We start from the raw sequence: 15,618 nt of genomic DNA on the forward strand, positions 1-15,618 counted from the left end.
GATTTTCGCGTAAAATGAATTTTCAGGCTGCCTGAAATATTTTTGGGTTTAGCCGATATTACTTTTGAGAGGAAAAAAATATGCAAATGATTAAAACACGCGCCGCCGTCGCCTACGCGCCCAACGAGCCGTTAGTGATTGAAGAAATTGATTTAATGCCGCCACAAGCTGGCGAAGTGTTGGTTCGCATTGTCGCAACAGGCGTGTGCCACACAGACGCTTACACGCTGTCGGGGCAGGATTCGGAAGGCGTGTTTCCATGCGTGTTGGGACACGAAGGCGCAGGGATTGTGGAAGCGGTGGGCGAAGGCGTAACCGATTTCGCAGTCGGCGATCATGTGATTCCGCTTTACACGGCGGAATGCAAACAATGCAAATTCTGCACATCAGGCAAAACGAATTTGTGTTCAGCCGTTCGCGCCACGCAGGGCAAAGGTTTGATGCCTGACGGCACAACGCGCTTTTCCAAAGACGGCAAGCCAATTTATCACTACATGGGGACTTCTACGTTTTCGGAATACACGGTGGTTTCGCAATATTCATTGGTTAAAATTCAGGATGACGCGCCGTTGGAAGAAGTGTGTCTGCTGGGCTGTGGCGTAACCACTGGCATTGGCGCGGTAACAAAAACGGCAAAAGTGAAAGCGGGCGATACCGTTGCCGTGTTTGGTTTGGGTGGCATTGGTTTGGCAGCGATTATCGGTGCGCGTATGTCGCAAGCCAGCCGCATTATTGCGATTGACATCAACCCCGACAAATTCGCCAAAGCGAAAGAATTGGGCGCAACCGATTTCATCAACCCAAAAGATTACGATAAACCAATCCAAGACGTGATTATTGAATTGACAGATGGCGGCGTAGATTTTTCATTTGAATGTGTGGGCAATGTAGATTTAATGCGTGCGGCGTTGGAATGCTGCCACAAAGGTTGGGGCGAAAGCGTGATTATTGGCGTTGCCCCTGCTGGTGCGGAAATCAAAACGCGCCCATTCCAACTGGTAACGGGACGCGTGTGGCGCGGTTCGGCGTTTGGTGGCTACAAAGGGCGCAGCGAATTGCCTGATTTAATCGCGCAATATCAACGCGGCGAATTTAAATTGAGCGATTTCATCACGCACACGATGTCGCTAGATGAAATCAATCAAGCGTTTGATTTAATGCACGAAGGCAAATCGATTCGCACCGTGATTCATTTTTAACCCCAAAGGCAGCCTGAAAAAGTTTCAGGCTGCCTGAAGTCAATAAGGAAATTATTATGACAACAGAATTCAAACAAATCGGCTGGATTGGTTTAGGACAAATGGGCGTGCCAATGGTTGGTTAATCGCTTATTAGCCAACGAAATTGGCGTAGGTGTGTATAACCGAAACGCGGCGAAAAGCGCGGAATTTGCCGAAAAAGGCGCGAAAGTGTTCACATCAGCAGCAGAATTGGTGCAAGCGTATGAAGCGACCATTTTGTTGGTGTCGGATTACGCGGCGGCGGTGGATATTTTGAATGCAGACGTGTGCGCCCAATTACAAGGCAAAATCATTGTCAATATGAGTACCGTGTCGCCAACTGAAAATTTAAAAATCAAAGAATTAGTAGAAAAACACGGCGGACAATTTGCCGAAGCTCCTGTTTCGGGTTCGGTTGCGCCTGCGACCAATGGCACGTTGCTGATTTTATTTGGCGGCGAAGAAGCGATTTTGAATCCGTTGCGCACCGTTTTTAGCTTTTTGGGCAAACAAACTTTTCATTTTGGCGGCGTGGGCAAAGGCTCGGGCGCAAAATTGGTGCTCAATTCGTTGTTGGGCGTGTTTGGCGAAGTGTATGCGGAAGCGATGTTGTTTGGCGAAAAATTTGGCATTGATTTGAATGAATTAGCCGAAGCGATTGGTGGCTCTGCGATGAATTCGCCGATGTTCCAAACGAAAAAACCATTGTTGCTGAATCAAGAGTTTCCTGCGGCGTTTATGCTGAAACACGCCAGCAAAGATTTGAATTTGGCGCGTGGCGAAATGAAAAATTTATCGCTGAATCTTCCTGCGATTGAAGCAACAGCAGCGCAATACCAAGCGGCGGTGGAATCAGGTTTGGGCGGCGAAGACGTTTCAGGCATTTATTTGCAAGTGGTAAAACAATAAGGTTTCAGGCTGCCTTTGAGTAGGTCGGCTTTCCAAGTCGACAGCACAACATTGACGCTGCCTGAAAAGATTGAAGTTTCACGGCGCGAAAAAAAAGGGGGGGCGACGTAACGCCACGTTCAAGGTAAATAACGTTAGCTAAAATGCAACTTTTTCAGGCAGCATTTACTTGGATTGTTGGTTTGGAAAGCCGAGCTACGGCAAATGTTTTATCCGAATGCGCCGTAAAACTTCGCCGTTCACGACGGAGATATCAGGCGCGGACTGCGAAGCAGTCCTAAAAACGTTGAATTTCAGTCAGGTGTATTTTGCTGCTCAATATATTGCCGAATAATGGAAATAGGTGCCCCATCACAACTACCTGCAAAATAAGACGGCGACCACAACGCACCACCCCAAAGTTTCTCACGAATACTGGGATAATTTTCAGGCTGTCTAACTATTTAAAAATGAACCAACCCATTGTTTTTCAAAATTTCTTTGATGAAGAAGTACAGATTTCGCAGCAACAAATACAATTCCAAATTGGCGATACAGCCTACACCATCATTTTTGCCGCAGGACAAAGTTTAACGGCTAGTTTTGTCGCGCAAATAGAAGATGAAACGTCAGCAAACTATCACAGTTTCAGCGTGAAATTTGTTGCCACGCAGCGCATTGATGAATTTAACGAAACAGGCAATAGTGATAATTTATACACCAGTCCTAACCATTTCCCATTTTCATATCGTGAAATTAAGCAGTTTCATCAAACGCTTATTCAAATCATGCTCACTCATCAGCGTGAATTTCAAGCACAATGCTATTATTTTATCGTTGAAACCCAATCCCTAAGAAAAACGTACGAGCGATTGTGTACGCAATGCGAGAAAAATTTGATAAAATTCAGAAAAATTGTTAAAGAAAACTGCTTTATCATCGTTTTTAACGAAGCAACGGAGGCATGATGAAACAAAATAGCCAACAGGAAAAAATCCGAAAATTAAAAACAGAAGCACTGGTTTTATCTTTAAAAGCATTTCAGGCAGCAAAAGAAAAAAATTTAGTGCAAACCATTACAGTTCAACCTGTTCCAAATAAATCAAATTAATTAAACACCATTCAGGCAGCCTGAAAAACCATTTTCAGGCTGCCTGAACCCCATTTTGATAGAAAGAAATCCCATGAAATCTCCAGAATTACTCCTCCCAGCAGGTGGCTTAGAACGCATGCGCGCTGCTTTTGATTTTGGCGCGGACGCCGTTTACGCAGGTTCGCCACGCTACTCACTTCGCGCCCGCAACAACGAATTTGCCAAATTAGACGTTTTGCAACAAGGCATTACTGAAGCGCACGAGCGCAACAAAAAATTCTTTTTGACCGTAAATACCTTGCCACACAACAGCAAACTCAAAACCTTCCACAGCGACATGGAACCCCTAATCGCCATGAAACCCGATGCGCTGATTATGGCTGACCCCGGTTTAATCATGGAAGTGCGCGAAAAATACCCAGACATGCCAATCCACTTGTCCGTGCAAGCCAACACAACCAACTACTGGGGCGTGAAATTCTGGCAAAAAATGGGCGTAGAACGCATTATTTTGTCGCGCGAATTGAGCATGGACGAAATCGCCGAAATCCGCCAAGAATGCCCCGATATTGAATTGGAAGTGTTCGTACATGGCGCGTTGTGTATTGCGTATTCAGGACGTTGTTTATTATCAGGTTATTTCAACCACCGCGACCCAAATCAAGGCACTTGCACCAATTCTTGCCGTTGGGATTACAAAGTTCATGACGCGGTGGAAGACGAAATGGGCGACGCAAAATTATTGCAAGGCTTCAATTTCAATTCCGCGCAAGAAGAAGCCAATTCTGCTTTTGAAGGCATTAACGGACAACAACGCCACCCAGCCGCCAACAAAGTTTTTCTGATTGAAGAAAGCAACCGCCCTGGCGAAATGATGCCAATCATGGAAGATGAACACGGCACATATATTATGAATTCCAAAGATTTACGTGCGATTGAGCAAGTGGCGAAGTTGGCGGAAATCGGTGTGGACAGCCTGAAAGTGGAAGGGCGTACCAAATCCGTTTACTACGTTGCGCGTGTGGCGCAGTCTTACCGCAAAGCGATTGACGATGCGATTGCAGGTCGCCCGTTTGATTACGCGCTGTTGGCGGAATTGGAAGGTTTGGCGAATCGCGGCTACACTTCTGGCTTTTTAGAACGCCATCAAACACAAGACTATCAGAATTATTTGTACGGACATTCCATTGCCAAACAATCGCAATTTGTCGGACAAATCAGCGCGATTGACGCAGACGGTTGGGCAACGATTGACGTGAAAAATAAATTTTCCGTTGGTGATTTGCTGGAAATTATCCACCCGAGCGGCAATCAGTTGATTACGTTGGCGCAGATGAAACGCAAAGGCGAATTTGTGGACGTGGCGGCAGGCAACGGCATTCAGGTGCAAATCCCGAATATGCAAGGACGTGAAAAAGCATTGGTGGCGCGCGTGATTCAAAACGAAAAACCTGCTGAATAAGTTTTTAGGCTACATTTTTACATCAAAGCAGCCTGAAAAACGGTATAATTCACCTTTGAAAATTTACGTAAAACAACTTTGGAGAGTTTTTATATCATGGCAACTATTAACGAGACTTTAACTGAAATCATGGATATTGAGGGTGCGCTTGCCACTTCTATAGTGGACTCTACCAATGGTTTTATGTTGGGTTCAAAAAGTCGAGTGAACAGCTTGATTGATTTGGAATACGCGTCTGCAGGCAACACAGAGTTGTATCATGCCAAACAAAAAATCATGAAAGCATTGAATATCAATGAAAAAATTGAAGATTTTTTGATTACCTTGGAATCTCAATACCATATTTTGATGCCAATTCCACAAATTAGCGGCGCATTTATCTATTTTGTGATGGATAAAGAAAATGGCACTTTGGCGTTAGCGCGTCGTAAATTGCATGATATTGCTTTGAAAATCGATTTTTAATGTGAACAAAAAAGCAGCCTGAAAAATCTTTCAGGCTGCTTTCTTATTTACTTCTGTTCGTCCAACAACGCATCAACAAACGCACGCGCATTAAACGGGCGCAAATCATCAATACTTTCACCCACGCCAATATAACGCACAGGAATTGCACGGCTGCCCGCCAACGCTGCCAACACACCACCGCGCGCCGTACCGTCCAATTTCGTTACAATCAAACCCGTAACGCCCAGCGCGTCATCAAACGCCATCACTTGATTCACCGCATTTTGACCAATATTCGCGTCCAGCACCACAATCACTTCGTGTGGCGCATCAGGCATGGATTTTTGCAGCACACGTTTCACTTTCTTGATTTCTTCCATCAGGTGCAACTGCGTAGGCAAACGCCCAGCCGTGTCCGCCAGCACAATATCAATTTTACGCGCTTTTGCTGCTTCCACCGCGTCAAAACACACCGCCGCAGAATCGCCTTTTTCCTGTGCAATCACGGTAACGCCATTGCGTGCGCCCCATTCTTGCAACTGCTCACGCGCCGCCGCACGGAACGTATCGCCAGCCGCCAAAATCACCGATTTGCCTTGCGACTGAAAATATTTCGCCAGTTTACCAATAGAAGTGGTTTTGCCCGCGCCGTTAATCCCCGCCATCATAATCACAAACGGCTGACCGTTATCAGGAATTTTCAACGGTTTTTCAAGCGGTTTGAGCAAATCATACACCGCATCTTTCAACGCTTGGCGCAATTCATTGCCGTCCTGCAAACCTTTCAGCGACACGCGGCGGCGCACTTCTTTCATCAGCATTTCAGTCGCCTCAATGCCCATATCGCTTGTAATCAGCACCGTTTCCAGTTCTTCATACAAATCTTCGTCAATATTGCCGCCGCCAAACACGCTCGCTAGCGATTTTGCCATGTGGTCGCGTGATTTGGTTAAGCCACGCGCCAAACGTGCTGCCCAGCCCAGTTTTTCAGATTCATCATCAACCAAATTAGTTGCCGCTTCCGCTGGCACGGCAGGGATTTCAGGCTCGTTTTCAGGCTGCGAAGTGGGTTCTTCTTGTGGTAATTCCGTTTTGTCGTCCACTTTAGTCGCTGCTTCAGCTGGGACGGGCGTTTCCAACGCATGTGGCGCGTCTTCAGGCAGCAATTCGGGTTTGGGCGTTTCTTCCACCAAAGACTCAATGCTTTCTTTCACCGCTTCGCTGGCTTCGTCCGCCAAAATATTCGCACGCAAACTTAATTCGTCCAGTTTATCGCCGACCGCATACGCCACGTCTTCCGCTTGCTGTGCCAATTCTTCTACCGCTTCGCTGGCTTCTTCTGCCAAAATACCTGCGCGTAATTCTAGCTCTTCTGCTTTGTCTTTCACCGCGTCCACCATGTCGCTCGCCCAACTTTGAACGGGCTGCAATGATTGCGCGATTGGGCTGTCAGTCATTGTCCAGTTTTTGGGTTCGGGTTCGGCAGTTGGGGTTTCAGGCTGCGTTTGAATTTCAGTTTCCGTTTGTGTTGCCACAACCGTTTCTTCAACCTGTTTTTCAGGCTGCGCTTGGCTTTGCGCTTCCGTGTTTACAGCCATTTCCTGTGGTGTGTTTTCAGGCTGCGTTTCCGATTTATTTTTGAAAATCTTGTTAAAAAAGCTAAACATGGGCAATCTCTAAATAGATGTTGTAAATTGAAAAAGTTAGGCTTATTGTAACCGATTTCACGCAGCCTGAAAAAATAGTTAAATAAAAAATTGAAGAGAATTGCCACATGAAAAAAATCCTAATCGCCAGCCTTGCCGCCGTGCTGCTCAACGCTTGCGCCACCACCGAAGAACCACAGCGCACCACACGTCAAAAAGTGATTCGCGCTGCCAATCTGATTGTTTATACCCCATTGTGCATTATGTACGGCATTTGCCCTGATATTTCAGATGATGAATAGCGTGAGAGTAGGGGGCGTATTCATGCCATTGAGTTAAATTTTGTCGCGCATAAATGCACCGACCTACAAACAAAAATGCAGCCTGAAAAACATTTTCAGACTGCATTTCACAGACTATTTCTCTTTCGGCGCAGGCGGTTCAAGCTGCTCTTTCCAGTCGCACTCTTTCTGCGGACAAACGCGCTCAACGCCCCAACGCTTCGTCATTTTTCGCATGGTCACTTTCCAGCCACATTGCGGACATGGCTCGTTTAACGGCTCGTGATTAACCGCGTATTTACAATCAGGATAGCAATCGCAACTGTAAAAAGTCGTGCCAAAACGCGATTTGCGTTCCACCAAATGACCCTTGCCGCATTGCGGACACGTTACGCCCGTGTCTTTCGGCTTTTCCAACGGCTCAACGTGTTTACACTTCGGATAATTCGTGCAACCAATAAACTTGCTGCCTGAACGACTCGTTTTGTAAACCAACTGACCGCCGCATTTCGGACATTCGCGCCCTTCCAATTCCGCTTGCTCTGCGGCTTCTTTCGCCACACGTTCGGCGGCTTGCTCGGCGGTTTCGTTTACATTGCGCGTGTAGCCACATTCGGGATAGCCAGCACACGCTACAAAACGCCCAGCGCGACCAAATTTAATTTGCAATTTGTGATTGCCACATTGCGGACACGTTTCGTCCAATTCTTCCGTTGTGAATTTAGCGCGTTCAATGCCTTCTTTTTCAACCACTTGCTTGTGAAAACCTTTCCAGAATTTATCCATTACAGGAATCCACTCGCGTTTACCATTCGCAATTTCGTCCAGTTGGTCTTCCAATTTCGCCGTGAAATCGTAATCCACATACTGCTCAAAATGCTCGGTCAAAAACTTATTCACAATCTCGCCTGTATCAGTCGGCTGAAAACGGCGTTGTTCCACAATCACATATTCACGGTCTTTCAACGTCTTGATAATGCTCGCATAAGTTGATGGACGACCAATGCCAAATTCTTCCAACGCCTTTACCAAAGTCGCTTCATTGAAACGCGGCGGCGGTTGCGTGAAATGCTGTTCGCCATACAAATTATCAACTGGCACAATATCGCCGACCGCCATTTCAGGCAGCTTTTTCTGGTCTTCGGCAGCATCTTCTTCGTCCTCGCCCTCTTGATACACGCTCAAAAAGCCAGCAAAAACCAACACTTGCCCCGTAGCGCGGAACACACCCTTGCCCACGTTAATATCTACCGTTGTCGCGTCAAATTTCGCGTCCACCATTTGACACGCCACCGTGCGCTGCCAAATCATTTGGTACAACTTAAATTGGTCAGCCGACAAAAACGGTTTCACGCTTTCAGGCGAACGATAAACCGAAGTCGGGCGAATCGCTTCGTGCGCTTCTTGCGCGTTTTTAGACTTCGTTTTATACATTTTCGCCGAAGATGGCAGAAAATCCGCGCCAATTTTATTTTCAATATAATGGCGAATTTCCGTCAGCGCGTCTTCCGATAAAGTTACGCTATCGGTACGCATATAGGTAATCAAACCCACCGCGCCTTGTCCCACGTCAATGCCTTCAAAAAGCTGCTGCGCGGTACGCATTGTGCGGTCAGTCGTGAAACCCAGTTTGCGAACCGCGTCCTGCTGCATCGTGGAAGTTGTGTACGGTGCAGCTGGTTTGCGTGTTGCTTTTTTCTTGCTTACATCAGCCACTTGCGCGGTTTTGCCTTGCAATGCGGCTAAAATACTCGCTTGACTGGCTTCGTCAGACAGCGAAAATTGCTCTAACTTATTGTTTTGCCAATGGGTTAATTTTGCTGAAAATTTGGTGCGACCCTTGTGGCTATCCAAATGAATTGACCAATATTCTTGCGATTCAAACGCCTTAATTTCGTTTTCACGCTCGCAAATCAAACGCAACGCAGGACTTTGCACACGCCCAGCCGACAAGCCGTAGCGGATTTTTTTCCACAGCAACGGCGACAAATTAAAGCCCACCAAATAATCCAAAGCGCGGCGCGTTTGTTGCGCGTCCACCAAATTCATGTCCAAACTGCGCGGATTTTGAATAGCAGCCTGCACACCTTTGGGCGTAACTTCATGGAAGACAACACGTTGCATTTTATCCATTACGCCTTTCATGCCGCGTTTGGATTTCAGGATTTCTGCGATGTGCCACGAAATCGCTTCGCCCTCGCGGTCTGGGTCGGTTGCCAAATAGATGTATTTCGCTTCTTTGGCGGCGGCAACGATGGCATCAACGTGTTTGCTGTTTTTGCTAATGATTTGATATTTCATCGCAAAATTGTCTTCGGGATTGACTGCGCCATCTTTGGGAATCAGGTCGCGGACGTGTCCGAAAGATGCAAGTACTTCAAAATCGCCACCGAGATATTTTTTCACGGATTTGATTTTGTTGGGGGATTCTACGATTAGGAGATTTTTTGACATGGTTCGTTTTTATTATTTAAGTGTGAATGGGGTTTTCAGGCTGCCTGAAAAGTAAATTTAAAATTTCGAACGCACCGCATTCGGAATTTACTTTATTTTAAATTTCGTCCACAGTGCGGACGAAATGGACTGGTGTGATGTACTAAAAAGCAGCCTGAAAATTATAAATAACCATCTTGTTCGTATTTTCGTCTGGCATAAATCAGGTAAACCCAAAGCGGCAACAATACGCTTTCTACGCCGACAAACACGAATAGAAAATGTTGTAGCGGTGTCATATCGGGGACGGGGCAACGGCTGCATGCTACTTTTGCGCCACCGAGTAAGTCGTAAATCAGCAAGGTTGCTGCGAATACTAACACGGGTCTTTTGTATGCTTGCCAGAGTTCTTTTGCGCGTTCTTGTTTGTCTTGCCACATGGTTCACACCTTTCAGGCTGCCCTTTTTTATATTCTTATTGTATTGTGTTGGTTTTGGCAAGGGGGTTGCATAAAAAAACAGTTGGGTGTGTTTCCAACTGTTTTCAGACTGCCTGAATTATTGCATCACGTCTTTATCATGCAAAACTGCCATCAGTTCATCGCCAATCAAAATCGGCAACTCGGAACGGTGCGCCCACAAAACGAGTAGGGCTAAACCTTTGGCGTTTTCCAGCGTGATTTCATCGTAAGGTAAGTGCATCAGCGCGTGAATGATAAATTCGCGTTGTGCTGCGCTGATGGCTTTGCTGTCGGTAAGAAAATGCAGCAAGCCACGAATGTCTGCGTTTAATGCTGCCATTTCTTCTTCGTGATAAACGCGCAGGGCTTGGCTTTGGTTCAGGCTGCCTGAATCGAGCGAATTGGCTTGGTTGAGTAGCTCAATAAACATCACGGCTTCGCCAATGTCTTGGTCGTCAAAACCTGCGTCTTCTAATACCACGCCCAGCTCTTGCCCACGGGGGCAGTTGTCCATATCGGAGAAGTTTTCAATCAAAAAGGCGACTACGTTTAGCATGATGATGACTGTTTTTTGAAAAAATAAACGGCTATTTTATCCTATCATTTGCTGATTTTGCATTTTCAGGCTGCATTTTTGTAAAAATTAAAATTTTCTTTTGTAAAACGATTATTTTCTAATATAATCCGCGCCGTTTGTCTAAAAGAAACGGAAAATAATCATGTTACAACACTTCAAGACGGCTATCTCAGGGGCACAAATTTTATTTGTCGCGTTCGGGGCGATGGTCTTAGTTCCCTTATTAACAGGTTTAAATCCTGCGCTGGCTTTATTAGGTGCGGGCATCGGTACTTTACTTTTTCAGTTGATGACGAAGCGCAAAGTACCGATTTTTTTGGGCTCTTCATTTGCGTTTATCGCGCCAATCATCGCCGCTAAGGCGCAATGGGGCGCAGGCGCGACGATGTTTGGCTTGTTTGCGGCGGGGTTTATGTATTTTATTTTTGCGGCGTTGATTCGTTGGCGCGGCTTGGACGCGGTTCACAAATTGCTGCCGCCGATTGTGATTGGTCCTGTGATTATGGTGATTGGGTTGTCGGTGGCTGGCAGCGCGAGCAGCATGGCAGTGGGCAAATCGGGCGATGTGCAGGCGGTGGAATATGGCACGGCGGTGTTGCTGAGTGCATTTACGTTTGGCGTAACGGTGTTGGTTACCGTGTTTGGCAGCAAGATGATGAAACTTATCCCGATTTTGATTGGGGTAACGGCAGGTTATTTGGCGGCGTTGTGTGTGGGGATTGTGGACTTTCAGGCTGTGATTGACGCACCTTGGTTTGCGATGCCTGAATTTACGAAGCCTGAAGTGAATTGGAGTGCGGCGGTGTTTATGTTGCCAGTGGCGATTGCGCCTGCGATTGAGCATATTGGCGGCATTATGGCGATTGGCGCGGTAACAGGGAATGATTACACGAAAGAGCCTGGCTTGGACAAAACGCTGATTGGCGATGGTTTGGGCGTGTGTGTGGCGGGTTTGATTGGTGGTCCACCCGTTACGACTTACGGCGAAGTAACGGGCGCGGTGATGATTACGAAAAACAGTAATCCTGTGATTATGACGTGGGCGGCGATTTTTGCGATTGGTATGGCGTTTTTTGGCAAGTTTAATGCGTTTTTGGCGTCCATTCCATTGCCTGTGATGGGTGGCGTGATGTTGCTATTGTTTGGCACGATTGCGTCGCTGGGTTTGAAAACGCTGATTGACGCGAAAGTGGATTTAATGCGCCCGAAAAATCTGGTGATTGTGAGTTCTACTTTGACGGTGGGGCTGGGTGGTATGGCGGTGAAAGTGGGTGATGTGGCGTTTGCTGGCGTGGGTTTGTGCGCGTTGCTGGCGATGATTTTGAATGCGGTTTTGCCTGACCGTGAATAGTTTTCAGGCAGCCTGAAAAGTAAGTAGGTCGGTGCATTTATGCCCGACTTTTTTTAAGATATTCATGCAGCCTGAAAAATCATTTTCAGGCTGCTTTTTATATGCAAAAAGGTTTTCAGGCTGCAATCAATCGCGTTTCAAAACGGCTTTATCCAAAGAGAATTTGCCAGCACCCGTAAACACAAACACCAAGAAGAATAATGAATACAAAGCTGCCAATTCACCTTCATTCAACATCGGCAACAACAAAGTGCTAGCAGACGCGTGAATGAAGAAGTAAGCAAACGCCATAAAGCCTGACAACAAAAATGCAGTTTGGCGAGTAAACAAACCCAGCATAAACAAAATGCTCCCCACAATTTCCAAGCTGCCGGCCAAGCCGTATTGTGAAAACAATGGCACAGCACCGTTGCCGTCTGTCATGGAAACAGGCAATTCAAAGAATTTAGCCGTACCGTGTTGGATAAACATAAAGCCTGCAAACAAACGTGCGATTAACAAAGCAGCAGGTTGAAATTTCTCAATAAGTTGGTTTATTTGGTTTTCCTAAATAGATAAAAATTTTGATGTGCGCATTATATGGTTGGCAAATAAGAAACAAAATAGCGATAAATGAAACTGTGTTTTAACTATTAAGAAATTTTCAGGCTGCGTTTTTCTTGGTTTTACAATTTATGCGACTGATTTTCACGCGAGCTTGTGCCATACTTTTATCGGATCTTTCCCCAAACAAAAAGCATAAGGAGCTTTAACATGAAATCTATTTTGACTAAAACTGTAGTAGCGATTGCAATTGCAAGTTCATTGGGCGCATGCTCAAGCAACAAATATTTGACTTCTGAACAAGCCAACACAGCAGCAGGCGCAGTCATTGGCGGTATCGTAGGCAACGCAATGGGCGATAGCACTGGCGCAACTTTGGGCGGTGCGGCTTTGGGTGGCGTGATTGGTAGCCAAATCAAAAAATAATTTTGCAAACAAAATGCAGCCTGAAAACATTTTCAGGCTGCATTTTTATTTTGCATAAACCCAGTTTAAAAAAGAAAAATGGCTCACATTATCAAAATAACAACAGAAAAATGCACAAACGCAGCCTGAAAACACGCAAACACGCTTTTTTTGAAAACCTGTGCTGACGAAATAGACAAATTGCCCTACAATGGTTTGCTTCTTTACATTTATTTGCAATATGGAGTGATTTTATGAATGAGAGGAAACCGATTGTAGAGCTGTATCGCAGAGTGAGCTTGATTTGGCAAATTGTGATTGGTCTGATTATTGGCGCATTGATTGGCTCGGTGATGCCGAGTGCTGCGCCAACGGTTGGTATTTTAGGTAGCTTATTTGTGGGCGCATTAAAAGCAGTCGCGCCGTTTTTAGTGTCCATCTTGGTAACGACTGCGGTCGCGCAGCACAACGAGGGCGCAAAAACCAATATGCGTCCGATTTTATTTTTGTATGTACTGGGTACATTTGGCGCGGCAGTGATTGCCGTGTTGGCAAGTTTCATGTTCCCAAGCCATCTAACGCTGGTGGCTGCGCCTGAAACATCGCTTGCACCGCCAACTGGCTTGGCTGGCGTGATTAAAAATTTGCTGATGAATTTGGTTTCCAACCCAATCAGTGCGTTGGCAGACGGTAACTATATTGGCATTTTGGCGTGGGCTTTGGTGTTGGGTTTTGCCTTGCGCAGCGCAACAGAAACCACGCAAACGGTGTTGGACGACTTAACCAGCGCAGTTTCAGCAATTGTGCGTGGCATCATCATGTTCGCGCCTTTGGGCATTATGGGCTTGATGACGGTCACCGTTGCAGAGACAGGTTTTGTGAAAATGGTAACTGAATACGGGCACTTAATTTTGGTATTGCTGGGCTGCATGGCAACTGTGGCATTTGTGTTCAATCCATTGATTGTGTTCTGGAAAATCCGCAAAAATCCGTATCCTTTGGTACTGACTTGCTTGCGCGAAAGCGGCGTTCCAGCATTTTTCACACGTTCTTCAGCAGCGAATATTCCTGTGAACATGGCGTTGGCGAAAAAACTGAATTTGCATGAAGACACTTACGCGCTGTCTATTCCATTGGGCGCGACAATCAACATGGCAGGCGCGGCGATTACGATTACTGTGCTGGCTTTGGCAGCAGCGCACACACAAGGCATTCATGTGGATTTTGGCACAGCGTTATTGTTGAGCTTGGTGGCGACTGTGAGTGCGTGTGGTGCCTCGGGCGTGGCTGGCGGTTCGTTGTTGCTGATTCCGTTGGCTTGCAGCTTGTTCAATATCCCGAATGATGTGGCGATGCAAGTGGTGGGCGTGGGCTTTATCATTGGCGTGATTCAAGATTCGGCAGAAACAGCGTTGAACTCTTCTACTGACGTGTTGTTTACGGCAGCGGCGGATTTGGGTGTGCAACGTAAAGAAGAGAATGCAGCCTGAAAATTGATCTCACAATAAAAAAAGCAGCCTGAAAAGTTTTTCAGGCTGCTTTTGTATTCACAGATTATTTTGCGTTGTGTTGTTTACGCATTTGTTCAAAACGTTTTTGATGTTCTTTTTGGTTTTCCAAAAATTTGTTTTGTTGCGCTGGTGTCAAAACTTGGAAAACTTCGTGTTGTGTTTTCATCATTTGCAATTCACGCTCTGCGTGTTCTTTTTCCATATTGGCACGCTCTTGCTGATGTTCGGCAATCATGTTGCGAGCGGCTTGCTCGTTGAAAGTTTTGCTGGTCATCAATTGCTGCTCTTGCGCTTGGCGTTGTTGCATTTTTTGCATGAATGCTTGGCGACGAGTCTCTTGTGTGTCTGCGCTTGGTTTGGCTGGATGCGATTTTTCCATGATGCTTTTGATTTTGTTTTTTTGTGCGTCTGTTAAACCTAAATCGTCAAAACCGCGTGGCAAGCCGTTTTTATTGTGATGTTTGCCTTTGAATGGTTTACCGTGTGCTGAATGTGGCATGTCGTTGCCTTGTGGAGCGTTGTTTTGCGCCATAGCGATGCCTGCGGTGGTCATCAATGCGATTGCTGAAATGAAAATTGTGTTTTTTTTCATCATGTTATCCTTTGGTTTTGTAGGGTTTGAAAAGTGTGCCAGTGTTGTTGCAACTGATGAAGTGAATTGTAAAGGACGGGCGTGTTAGTTTGTTCAAGCGAAAAATTAAGGCTGTTTGGGACTATGCAAAGTTGTTTTCAGGCTGCGTTGTTTATATAAAAAAAGAACAAGGTATATAAACCTTGCTCTTTTTTGTTTTCAGGCTGCCTGAAAAGGTTATTTTAAGTTATTGATTGTGTTGCATGAATAGAAATTATCTTGGTCATCAAAAACTAAATGGTCATCTTCCAACACCACTAATTTGCGATGAATTTCTGGTGTGCGTGGGTCTAAAATCAACATGCTGTTTGTGGATTTTTTGCTGGTTGGACGGATTTTGCTGTAGCTGGTGGTAAACGCGCCTTCAATTTTTTGCGGTGTGCTGGTGCCAAATTCGCCGCCACGGTAAATGACACTTTTGGCTGCGGCGTTAATGTCTAATACGCGCACGGCGTAGTTGCCATAATATAAGTGGTTGAGTGTGGGCAATTCCAATTCTTGTTGGCACAATGCTGCCGCCAATGAATGAATTTTGCTGTCTTCCAAGCGTTGAATGTTTACCCAGCGTCCGTCAAAATCACTGGCTTGAGCAACTGCGCTGCCGATTAAGCAGGCAGCGATTAGGGCGGTTTTCTTTAACATAATAAATTCCTTTCTTGTTTTGAATGT

16 protein-coding genes and 2 pseudogenes are annotated in these 15,618 nt (G+C 45.8%); 10 read left to right on the forward strand and 8 right to left on the reverse strand.

Annotation, left to right across the window (positions count from 1 at the left end; genetic code table 11):
• Nucleotides 1–80: 80 nt before the first annotated feature.
• Both QEO93_RS09180 and QEO93_RS09185 read left to right on the forward strand, forming a co-directional pair.
• Nucleotides 81–1,199, forward strand: a complete 1,119-nt coding sequence (locus tag QEO93_RS09180) for an S-(hydroxymethyl)glutathione dehydrogenase/class III alcohol dehydrogenase (RefSeq protein WP_032136613.1) — start codon at nt 81–83, stop codon at nt 1,197–1,199.
• A gap of 53 nt (nt 1,200–1,252) precedes the next feature.
• Nucleotides 1,253–2,129: pseudogene (locus QEO93_RS09185) on the forward strand (NAD(P)-dependent oxidoreductase).
• A gap of 293 nt (nt 2,130–2,422) precedes the next feature.
• Here QEO93_RS09185 and QEO93_RS09190 read toward each other — a convergent pair.
• Nucleotides 2,423–2,527, reverse strand: a pseudogene (locus tag QEO93_RS09190) (transposase); the annotation flags it as partial.
• Nucleotides 2,528–2,578: 51 nt separating this feature from the next.
• Here QEO93_RS09190 and QEO93_RS09195 point away from each other — a divergent pair.
• The 4 genes from QEO93_RS09195 (at nt 2,579) to QEO93_RS09210 (ending at nt 5,128) form a co-directional block, all read left to right on the forward strand.
• Nucleotides 2,579–3,076, forward strand: coding sequence for a hypothetical protein (locus tag QEO93_RS09195; RefSeq protein WP_032136612.1), 498 nt, complete (start codon nt 2,579–2,581; stop codon nt 3,074–3,076).
• Complete coding sequence (locus tag QEO93_RS09200; RefSeq protein WP_157686250.1) at nt 3,073–3,219, forward strand: hypothetical protein; 147 nt, start codon at nt 3,073–3,075, stop codon at nt 3,217–3,219. Before QEO93_RS09195 ends, QEO93_RS09200 begins: the two co-directional genes overlap by 4 nt.
• 73 nt (nt 3,220–3,292) lie before the next feature.
• Nucleotides 3,293–4,663, forward strand: a complete 1,371-nt coding sequence (gene trhP / locus QEO93_RS09205; RefSeq protein WP_032136611.1) for a prephenate-dependent tRNA uridine(34) hydroxylase TrhP — start codon at nt 3,293–3,295, stop codon at nt 4,661–4,663.
• 96 nt (nt 4,664–4,759) lie between these two features.
• On the forward strand, nt 4,760–5,128 hold the full coding sequence (locus QEO93_RS09210) for a hypothetical protein (protein WP_032136610.1): 369 nt from the start codon (nt 4,760–4,762) through the stop codon (nt 5,126–5,128).
• 47 nt (nt 5,129–5,175) lie between these two features.
• On the opposite strand, the gene ftsY is transcribed toward QEO93_RS09210, so the two are convergent.
• Nucleotides 5,176–6,777, reverse strand: coding sequence for a signal recognition particle-docking protein FtsY (ftsY, locus tag QEO93_RS09215; protein WP_089152854.1), 1,602 nt, complete (start codon nt 6,775–6,777; stop codon nt 5,176–5,178).
• Between the two features lie 107 nt (nt 6,778–6,884).
• Between ftsY and QEO93_RS09220 the strand changes: the two genes are divergently transcribed.
• The gene (locus tag QEO93_RS09220; protein ID WP_157686248.1) at nt 6,885–7,058 is read left to right on the forward strand and encodes a putative periplasmic lipoprotein; all 174 of its coding nucleotides are present in this window, start codon (nt 6,885–6,887) and stop codon (nt 7,056–7,058) included.
• Nucleotides 7,059–7,172: 114 nt separating this feature from the next.
• Here QEO93_RS09220 and topA read toward each other — a convergent pair whose 3' ends face one another.
• From topA to QEO93_RS09235, 3 genes are all read right to left on the reverse strand, one after another.
• Nucleotides 7,173–9,491 (reverse strand): type I DNA topoisomerase, encoded by a 2,319-nt coding sequence (gene topA, locus QEO93_RS09225; protein ID WP_032136609.1) that lies wholly within the window; start codon nt 9,489–9,491, stop codon nt 7,173–7,175.
• Between the two features lie 161 nt (nt 9,492–9,652).
• Complete coding sequence (locus QEO93_RS09230; protein WP_044250031.1) at nt 9,653–9,910, reverse strand: hypothetical protein; 258 nt, start codon at nt 9,908–9,910, stop codon at nt 9,653–9,655.
• A gap of 118 nt (nt 9,911–10,028) precedes the next feature.
• On the reverse strand, nt 10,029–10,487 hold the full coding sequence (locus QEO93_RS09235; protein WP_032136608.1) for a Smg family protein: 459 nt from the start codon (nt 10,485–10,487) through the stop codon (nt 10,029–10,031).
• A 163-nt stretch (nt 10,488–10,650) separates the two neighbouring features.
• On the opposite strand from QEO93_RS09235, the gene QEO93_RS09240 reads away from it, so the two are divergent.
• Nucleotides 10,651–11,859, forward strand: coding sequence for a uracil-xanthine permease family protein (locus QEO93_RS09240; protein WP_032136607.1), 1,209 nt, complete (start codon nt 10,651–10,653; stop codon nt 11,857–11,859).
• A gap of 126 nt (nt 11,860–11,985) precedes the next feature.
• Here the strand turns inward: QEO93_RS09240 and QEO93_RS09245 are convergent, their stop codons facing one another.
• Nucleotides 11,986–12,360, reverse strand: coding sequence for a DoxX family protein (locus QEO93_RS09245; protein WP_280642239.1), 375 nt, complete (start codon nt 12,358–12,360; stop codon nt 11,986–11,988).
• Nucleotides 12,361–12,612: 252 nt separating this feature from the next.
• On the opposite strand from QEO93_RS09245, the gene QEO93_RS09250 reads away from it, so the two are divergent.
• Both QEO93_RS09250 and sstT read left to right on the forward strand, forming a co-directional pair.
• Entirely contained in the window at nt 12,613–12,828 is a 216-nt protein-coding gene (locus tag QEO93_RS09250) for a glycine zipper 2TM domain-containing protein (protein ID WP_032136605.1), read from the forward strand.
• A 233-nt stretch (nt 12,829–13,061) separates the two neighbouring features.
• Complete coding sequence (sstT, locus tag QEO93_RS09255; RefSeq protein WP_032136604.1) at nt 13,062–14,297, forward strand: serine/threonine transporter SstT; 1,236 nt, start codon at nt 13,062–13,064, stop codon at nt 14,295–14,297.
• Between the two features lie 64 nt (nt 14,298–14,361).
• Here sstT and QEO93_RS09260 read toward each other — a convergent pair whose 3' ends face one another.
• Nucleotides 14,362–14,910, reverse strand: coding sequence for a Spy/CpxP family protein refolding chaperone (locus QEO93_RS09260; RefSeq protein ID WP_032136603.1), 549 nt, complete (start codon nt 14,908–14,910; stop codon nt 14,362–14,364).
• A gap of 216 nt (nt 14,911–15,126) precedes the next feature.
• A complete protein-coding gene (locus QEO93_RS09265; RefSeq protein WP_032136602.1) occupies nt 15,127–15,591 on the reverse strand; it encodes a hypothetical protein in 465 nt (154 codons plus the stop codon).
• Nucleotides 15,592–15,618: the final 27 nt, after the last annotated feature.

Source organism: Kingella negevensis (assembly GCF_030177895.1).
GTDB classification, from domain to species: domain Bacteria; phylum Pseudomonadota; class Gammaproteobacteria; order Burkholderiales; family Neisseriaceae; genus Kingella_C; species Kingella_C negevensis.